General features: G+C 46.5%; 10 protein-coding genes. 9 read left to right on the forward strand and 1 reads right to left on the reverse strand.

What is annotated here, in order from left to right; all coding sequences use genetic code 11:
* Positions 1–12 precede the first annotated feature (12 nt).
* Entirely contained in the window at positions 13–1,203 is a 1,191-nt protein-coding gene (gene thiI, locus FNY66_RS11880; RefSeq protein WP_150311291.1) for a tRNA uracil 4-sulfurtransferase ThiI, read from the forward strand.
* A gap of 105 nt (positions 1,204–1,308) precedes the next feature.
* On the opposite strand, the gene FNY66_RS11885 is transcribed toward thiI, so the two are convergent.
* A complete protein-coding gene (locus tag FNY66_RS11885; RefSeq protein ID WP_087151923.1) occupies positions 1,309–1,542 on the reverse strand; it encodes an HPr family phosphocarrier protein in 234 nt (77 codons plus the stop codon).
* A gap of 116 nt (positions 1,543–1,658) precedes the next feature.
* Between FNY66_RS11885 and mtaB the strand changes: the two genes are divergently transcribed.
* From mtaB to FNY66_RS11925, 8 genes are all read left to right on the forward strand, one after another.
* Positions 1,659–2,990, forward strand: coding sequence for a tRNA (N(6)-L-threonylcarbamoyladenosine(37)-C(2))-methylthiotransferase MtaB (mtaB, locus tag FNY66_RS11890; RefSeq protein ID WP_150311292.1), 1,332 nt, complete (start codon positions 1,659–1,661; stop codon positions 2,988–2,990).
* Between the two features lie 77 nt (positions 2,991–3,067).
* Positions 3,068–3,331, forward strand: coding sequence for an IreB family regulatory phosphoprotein (locus tag FNY66_RS11895; protein WP_087151921.1), 264 nt, complete (start codon positions 3,068–3,070; stop codon positions 3,329–3,331).
* 9 nt (positions 3,332–3,340) lie between these two features.
* Positions 3,341–3,784 (forward strand): Holliday junction resolvase RuvX, encoded by a 444-nt coding sequence (ruvX, locus tag FNY66_RS11900; protein ID WP_150311293.1) that lies wholly within the window; start codon positions 3,341–3,343, stop codon positions 3,782–3,784.
* 48 nt (positions 3,785–3,832) lie between these two features.
* Complete coding sequence (locus FNY66_RS11905) at positions 3,833–4,093, forward strand: DUF1292 domain-containing protein (RefSeq protein WP_087151919.1); 261 nt, start codon at positions 3,833–3,835, stop codon at positions 4,091–4,093.
* Between the two features lie 56 nt (positions 4,094–4,149).
* Positions 4,150–4,614, forward strand: coding sequence for a Fur family transcriptional regulator (locus tag FNY66_RS11910; RefSeq protein WP_087151918.1), 465 nt, complete (start codon positions 4,150–4,152; stop codon positions 4,612–4,614).
* 92 nt (positions 4,615–4,706) lie between these two features.
* Complete coding sequence (locus tag FNY66_RS11915; protein WP_087151917.1) at positions 4,707–6,377, forward strand: ribonuclease J; 1,671 nt, start codon at positions 4,707–4,709, stop codon at positions 6,375–6,377.
* An 88-nt stretch (positions 6,378–6,465) separates the two neighbouring features.
* Complete coding sequence (locus FNY66_RS11920; protein ID WP_150311294.1) at positions 6,466–7,116, forward strand: O-methyltransferase; 651 nt, start codon at positions 6,466–6,468, stop codon at positions 7,114–7,116.
* Between the two features lie 2 nt (positions 7,117–7,118).
* Entirely contained in the window at positions 7,119–8,342 is a 1,224-nt protein-coding gene (locus FNY66_RS11925) for a peptidase U32 family protein (protein ID WP_087151915.1), read from the forward strand.
* The last annotated feature ends 4 nt before the right edge of the window (positions 8,343–8,346 follow it).

Raw genomic sequence — 8,346 nt, forward strand, 5'->3', positions numbered from 1 at the left:
AAGGAGAGAAATATGACATTTCATTCATTTTTGATCAAGTACGGTGAGATAGGGATAAAAGGAAAAAACCGCTACATGTTTGAAGATGCCCTTGTGCGTCAGATCAGATATGCGTTAAAAGATGTGGACGGAGAGTTTATTGTGCACAAATGCCACGGCAGAGTATATGTGGACTGTGAGGGCGAATACGATTACGAAGAGACAGTGGAGAGCCTGAAGAAGGTGTTCGGAATCGTAGGAATCTGCCCTGTCGTGAGAAAACCGGTCAAGGAGATCGAAGAACTGAAAAAAGATATTGTGGCATATGTGGGACCGATGTATCCTGAGGGGGATAAGACGTTTAAGGTAGAGGCGAGACGCGCCAACAAACGCTATCCCATGAATTCCATGGAAATCAACTGCGAACTGGGAGAAGCAGTCCTCGATGCGTACCCGGGGATGAAAGTGGATGTGCATCATCCTGATATCAGGCTGAATGTGGAGATCCGCGAGGAGGTATATATATATTCCGAGATCATTCCGGGTCCGGGGGGCATGCCGGTAGGGACAAACGGCAGTGCGATGCTGCTCTTATCCGGCGGTATCGACAGCCCTGTGGCAGGTTATATGATCGCTAAGAGAGGCGTGGAGATCGAGGCTGTTTATTTCCATGCGCCGCCGTACACGAGCGAGCGGGCAAAAGAGAAAGTAGTCGATCTTGCCAGATATGTATCAGCTTATGCAGGGCCGATCAAACTCCATATCGTGAACTTTACGGACATCCAGCTCTATATCTATGAGAAATGCCCGCACGATGAACTGACGATCATCATGCGCAGATATATGATGCGGATTGCCGAGCATTTTGCAAAGAAAGACGGGTGTCTGGGGCTGATCACGGGAGAGAGTATTGGTCAGGTGGCGAGCCAGACTATGCAGAGCCTTGCCGCGACTAATGCAGTATGTACTCTGCCGGTTTACCGTCCGCTGATCGGATTTGATAAGAAAGAGATCGTAGAAATATCAGAAAAGATCGATACCTATGAAACTTCTATCCTGCCGTATGAAGACTGCTGTACGATCTTTGTGGCAAAACATCCGGTGACAAAACCGAATGTGGAACGGATTGCAAAGTCAGAGCTGAATCTGGCAGAGAAAATCGATGAGCTTGTACAGACAGCTATAGAGACAATGGAAGTGATCACCGTAGCATACGGAGAGTGATAAGGCTTGAATCTATAGGGGGCGATGGCTTTCCCTATAGATTCTGCAGAATATAAAAAGCTGCCTCGCAGCGAGACAGCTTTTTATATACTGTAATTATTCTTATTATTTGATGATGTAAGCGTCCAGAGCTGCAAGGATGTCATCAACATTGCCGTCAGCGTGGATGTTCAGGTCGATCGGTTTGGAAAGATCAAGGCTGAAGATTCCCATGATTGATTTGGCATCTATAACATATCTTCCGGATACTAAATCAAAGTCATTGTCATACTTTGTGATCTCGTTTACAAAAGATTTTACTTTGTCGATTGAGTTTAATGAAATCTGTACGGTTTTCATTTTAAATAGTCCCTCCTTGAATCATACAATAAAGTAAGGCTTTATGCCTTATGTATATTCTACGGGATGCATCAGGAAAAGTCAAGAAACAAGAGGAAAAAAAGAGGTAAATAATTATGAAAAAAGCAGCGCTGCACAACCTGGGCTGTAAGGTAAATGCATACGAAACAGAGGCCATGCAGGAGATGCTCGAAAAGGCCGGTTATGAGATTGTTCCCTTTAAGGAAGGAGCCGATATATACATCATCAACACCTGTACGGTGACTAATATCGCGGACCGGAAATCCCGGCAGATGCTTCACCGGGCAAGAAAGATGAATCCGGATGCCATTGTGGTGGCAGCAGGATGCTATGTCCAGGCCCAGGAGGGAAAAGAAATCGATCCCTGTATTGATATCGTGCTGGGAAATAACCACAAAAAGGATCTCATAAAGATTTTGGAAGAGTATAGTGCAGCGGAAAGCACCGGCGATGAAAAGACAGAAGACGGACAGGAGACACGCTGTGCTGTAGCAGAGATCGAAGATATCAATAAGACACATGAGTATGAGACTCTGCATCTGACGAGACCGGGAGATCATACGCGGGCATATATCAAAGTACAGGACGGATGCAACCAGTTCTGTACATATTGTATCATCCCGTATGCCAGAGGGAGGGTGCGCAGCAGACGGCCGGAGGATGTGGTCGGGGAAGTGAAAAATCTGGCCGCCAACGGATATCAGGAAATTGTGCTGACAGGAATTCATCTGAGTTCTTACGGAATCGATTTTGACGGTGAGAGACACCTCCTCGATCTGATACGCTCTGTACACGAGGTGGATGGTATTACGAGAATCCGGCTCGGATCACTGGAACCGGGGATTATAACGGAAGAGTTTGCACGGGAACTGAGTCAGATACCGAAGATCTGCCCGCATTTTCATCTCTCGCTCCAGAGCGGATGTGACGCCACCCTGAAGAGGATGAACCGCAGATATACAAGTGCAGAGTATTATGAAAAATGCTGTATTCTGAGAAAGTATTTTGAGCATCCTGCGCTTACGACAGATGTGATCGTCGGATTTCCCGGCGAGACTGAAGAGGAGTTCAGGGAGTCCCTTGCATTTGTTGATAAGGTAGATTTTTATGAAACCCATATTTTTAAATATTCGAGACGCGAAGGGACAAAAGCGGCACGGATGGACGGGCAGATCGATGAACAGGTCAAGGCTGCAAGAAGCGCTGAAATGATCGCGCTTGGAGAGCGGAAAAGAAAAGCCTATGAACAGAGTTTCATCGGAAAAACAGTAGAGGTGCTTGTAGAAGAAGATGCGCAGCTGGACGGAAAAGACGTTCAGGTCGGTCATACAAAAGAGTATATAAAGATTGCGCTGCAATCTGAAGAAAACTTAAAAAATACTATCGTCAAAGTCCGAATTGAAAATGCTTCACAAATTATGCATTGAATTTTGTGAGGGATTATATTATTATTGTAAATAGGGATTTTATGTTATTGGATAATACTTTGAAGGAGGAAGATACGATGAGTGATCTTAGCAATACACAATTCTTTCAGGTAGAGCCAGGACCGCAGATCTCGGCAAAAGATATCCTTGAGATCGTGTTTAAGGCTCTGAAGGAAAAAGGATACAATCCGGTCAACCAGATCGTCGGATATATTATGTCAGGTGATCCTACCTATATTACCAGTTACAACGGGGCAAGAAGCCTTGTGATGAAAGTAGAAAGAGATGAACTGGTCGAGGAACTTCTAAAAGCGTATATCGAACATAATTCATGGGAATAATCTGTTATTATGAGAATTATGGGACTTGACTATGGGACGAAGACCGTCGGGGTTGCGATCAGTGATCCGCTCGGACTTACAGCCCAGGCAATTGAAACGATCAGCCGTAAAGAGGAAAACAAACTGAGAAGGACCTGTGCCCGTATCGAGGAACTGATCAGTGAATATAGTGTGGAGAAGATCGTGCTTGGTTTTCCGAAACATATGAACAATGATATCGGTGAGCGGGCAGAAAAGTCGCTGGAATTTAAGGACATGCTTCACAGGAGGACAGGACTTGAAGTCATCATGTGGGATGAGCGACTTACTACTGTAGAGGCAGAGAGAACTCTGATTGAGAGCGGAGTCAGACGGGAAAACCGTAAAAAGCATATCGATCAGATAGCGGCAGTTTTTATCCTGCAGGGGTATCTGGACCATCTGCATATAAGATCAGATATGGCATCTGAATAAGATGGAAGATCATTCTGAGCAGGAGAATGAAGATAAGGGGCATATTTTATGGAAAAAGTAAGATTTGCTTTTGCAGATGGAAACGGGGAAGACGAATTTTTTGTACTTGAAGAGACAATGATCAATGGAAGTGAGTACATACTCGTTACAGATTCCGAAGATGACGACGCGGAATGCCTGATCCTGAAAGAAACAGGAAAGAAGGGAGAAGGAGAGTGCGTCTATGAAATCGTCGAAGACGAGACAGAGCTTCTGGCAGTTTCGAAAGTATTTGAAGAGCTGCTAGAGGACGTAAATATAGAAATGTAAGGCATTTTCGGCCTTTACAATAGATCTATTTACTGCGGGGAGACGAAAGAACGCGGATGGAACAGCAGAGAAAAACAGAGGATCTGCTTAAGCAGAGACTGAAAGAAAAAGGACTGAAAGTTACGCACCAGCGTATCCTTGTCCTTACAGTGCTTGAGCAGAACAGCGGCATGCATATGACTGCGGAGGACATTTACGAGCTGGTGTCACAGGATTACCCTGATATTGGTCTGGCTACAGTATATCGTACACTGCAGCTTCTCTGGGACATGCAGCTTGTAGACAGGATTAATCTTGATGATGGATGTGTACGATACGAGATCGGTCACCTGTTAAGAGGTGATGCGCAGCATAATCATCATCATCTGATTTGCAGGAAATGTAATAAAGTAATTCCTTTTACGGATGATCTTCTGGATGATCTGGAACATCATATTGAAGAGGTAACAGGATTTCACGTTCTGGATCACGAACTGAAGTTCTACGGTTTCTGCAGAGATTGCATGGAAAAAGAGAATTAACTGTCTTTTGAGAAAGCAGCCTGGATATACTGCTGTTCTTTTTGCGCCCGAAAGTAATGTGATACATAAAACATAATGGAGGTGCTTATTTATTGAAAAAAGAGAAAAAAGGAAAATTGCGTATCATACCTCTGGGGGGATTAGAACAGATCGGTATGAATATCACTGCCTTTGAGTATGAGGACAGTATTGTTGTAGTGGACTGCGGTCTGGCCTTTCCGGAGGATGACATGCTGGGGATCGATCTCGTGATTCCGGATGTGACTTATTTAAAGGACAACGCGTCCAAGGTAAAAGGATTTGTGATCACCCATGGTCATGAGGATCATATCGGTGCTCTGCCATATGTATTAAAAGAAATCAATCTTCCGATCTATACAACGAAACTTACCATGGGAATCATCGAGAATAAACTGAAGGAACACAATCTTCTGCGCAGCACAAAGCGCAAAGTTGTTCAGCATGGTCAGTCTATCAATCTGGGCAAGTTCAGGATTGAGTTTATTAAGACAAACCACAGTATTCAGGATGCATCCGCACTGGCGATCTATTCGCCTGCCGGAGTTGTCGTACACACCGGAGACTTTAAGGTGGATTATACACCGGTGTTCGGGGACGCCATCGATCTCCAGAGATTTGCAGAGATCGGAAAGAAAGGCGTGCTTGCGCTGATGTCCGACAGTACAAATGCGGAGAGAAAAGGATTTACGCAGTCTGAGAGGACTGTCGGTATCACATTTGACCACATTTTTGCAGAGCATCAGAACACAAGGCTGATCATTGCTACATTTGCATCAAATGTGGACCGCGTCCAGCAGATCATCAACTCGGCATACAAATACAAAAGAAAAGTAGTTGTAGAAGGCCGGAGTATGGTCAACATCATTTCCACGGCATCTGAGCTGGGCTATCTGAATGTGCCTGAAAACACACTGATAGAGATCGATGAGATGAAGAATTATCCGCCTGAGAAGATGGTGCTTATCACAACCGGCAGTCAGGGCGAATCCATGGCCGCACTTTCCAGAATGGCGGCTGATGTCCACCGCAAGGTGACGATTCAGCCAAATGACACGATTATCTTCAGCTCTAACCCGATCCCGGGAAATGAGAAATCAGTATCCCGCGTGATCAATGAGCTTTCCGCTAAAGGCGCGGAAGTTATCTTTCAGGATACCCATGTGTCGGGCCATGCCTGCCAGGAAGAGTTGAAACTGATCTACTCTCTTGTAAAACCGAAGTATGCGATCCCGGTGCATGGTGAATACCGTCACCTGAAAGCAAACGCCGAGGTGGCAAAATCTCTCGGGATCCCGAAACAGAATGTATTTATCATCCAGTCCGGAGATGTGCTGGAACTCGACGATGAGTCGGCGAGAGTTGTGGACAAAGTACACACAGGAGCAGTACTTGTGGACGGACTCGGAGTCGGAGATGTGGGAAATATCGTGCTCAGAGACCGCCAGCACCTGGCGGAGGACGGCATTATCATCGTGGTCCTTACACTGGAACGCAGGACGAACCGGCTGCTTGCAGGACCGGATATCGTGTCCCGCGGTTTCGTCTATGTCAGAGAGTCGGAACAGCTTATGGAGGATGCGCGAAAGGCAGTGTCAGATGCACTTGACAAATGCCTGAGCGGACGCCATACAGACTGGAACAAGATCAAACTTACGATCCGTGACGCGATGAATGATTATATCTGGAAGAAGACGAAGAGAAGACCGATGGTGATTCCGATCATCATGGATGTAGATGTATAATGCCGCAAAGGCGCAGAAAAATATGGAAACAGATCAGATGCACAGGGCATGTTCCCTGTGCATCTGTGTCGGATAAGGGTATGATTTTATGATAGTAGATGAGCGTATTGTCACGTTTATCAATTCACTGGATACGAAGAACAGTGAACTCCTGGAGAAGATCGAGAGCGAAGCCAGGGCGGCGGATGTGCCGATCATACGCAGGGAGATGCAGAGCTTTCTCAAGGTGCTGCTGATGTTGAAAAAGCCTGTGCAAGTCCTGGAAGTGGGAACTGCGGTAGGATTCTCGGCATTGCTGATGAGTGAAAATGTGCCGGAAGAGTGCCGGATCACAACGATTGAAAACTATGAAAAGAGAATTCCCATTGCCAGGGAGAACTTCCGGCGTGCGGAGAAGGAAAATCAGATCACGCTGCTCGAGGGTGACGCGGCAGAAGTGCTGAAAACACTGGACGGTCCCTATGATTTTATCTTCATGGATGCGGCAAAGGGACAGTATATCCATTATCTCCCGGACGTGCTCCGGCTCTTGTCTCCGGGCGGATGCCTTGTCTCAGACAACGTGATGCAGGACGGGGATGTGATCGAGTCGAGGTTTGCCGTAGAGCGCAGGGACCGGACGATCCATGCCAGGATGAGGGAATATCTCTATGAACTGAAACACAATGACAATCTTGTGACATCGATCATTCCGCTGGGAGACGGCGTCGCAGTGAGTATTAAACAGGAAAGGATATAAAAATGAGCAGACATCCTGAATTACTGATTCCGGCGAGCAGCCTGGAAGTATTAAAGACAGCGGTCATTTTCGGAGCAGATGCTGTGTACATCGGCGGAGAGGCTTTCGGCCTGCGCGCAAAAGCCAAAAACTTCTCTATGGATGATATGAGAGAAGGTATTGCTTTTGCACATGACCATGGGGTGAAAGTATATGTAACCGCAAATATCCTTGCACATAATGATGACCTGCCGGGAGTAAGGGAGTATTTTAAAGAGCTGAAAGAAATAAAACCGGATGCGCTGATCATAGCCGATCCCGGTGTATTTGATATCGCGAAAGAAATCTGTCCGGAGATAGACCGGCATATCAGTACCCAGGCGAATAATACCAATTACGGGACTTACAATTTCTGGTACCGCCAGGGCGCAAGCCGTGTGGTGTCGGCAAGAGAACTGTCCATGGAAGAGTTGAAAGAGCTGAGAGCGAATATCCCCGCGGATCTGGAAATTGAAACATTTGTCCACGGCGCAATGTGCATCTCTTACTCCGGACGCTGCCTGCTGAGCAACTATTTTACCGGGCGGGATGCCAACCGTGGCGCCTGCACACATCCGTGCCGGTGGAAATATGCGGTAGTGGAAGAGACAAGGCCGGGAGAGTACATGCCGGTCTATGAAAATGAGCGGGGCACATATATTTTCAATTCCAAAGATCTGTGCATGATCGAACATATTCCGGAACTGATCGACGCAGGCATCGACAGCCTCAAGATCGAGGGACGGATGAAGACTGCCCTCTACGTGGCGACGGTAGCGCGAACATACCGGAAAGCGATTGACGATTACCAGAAAGATCCTGAGCTGTACCGCAAGAATATGCCGTGGTATCTGGATCAGATCTCCAACTGTACTTACCGGCAGTTTACGACAGGCTTCTTCTTTGGAAAACCGGATGAGAACACGCAGATTTACGACAGCAACACATACAATAAAGAGTATACCTATCTCGGCATAGTAGGCGAAACAAAAGACAGTCTGTGCAGGATCGAGCAGAGAAATAAATTCTCAGTCGGCGAGACAATCGAGATTATGAAGCCGGACGGGCAGAATGTAGAAGTGACCGTAAAGCGGATCATGAACGAGGACGGAGAAGAGCAGGAGAGCGCGCCCCATTCGAAACAGGTACTGTGGGTGGAACTGAGCGAAGCGCCGGAAAAATACGATATACTCCGCAGAAAAGAGTAAGAAA

It is taken from the genome of Mediterraneibacter catenae (assembly GCF_008691045.1).
GTDB lineage: Bacteria > Bacillota > Clostridia > Lachnospirales > Lachnospiraceae > Mediterraneibacter > Mediterraneibacter ornithocaccae.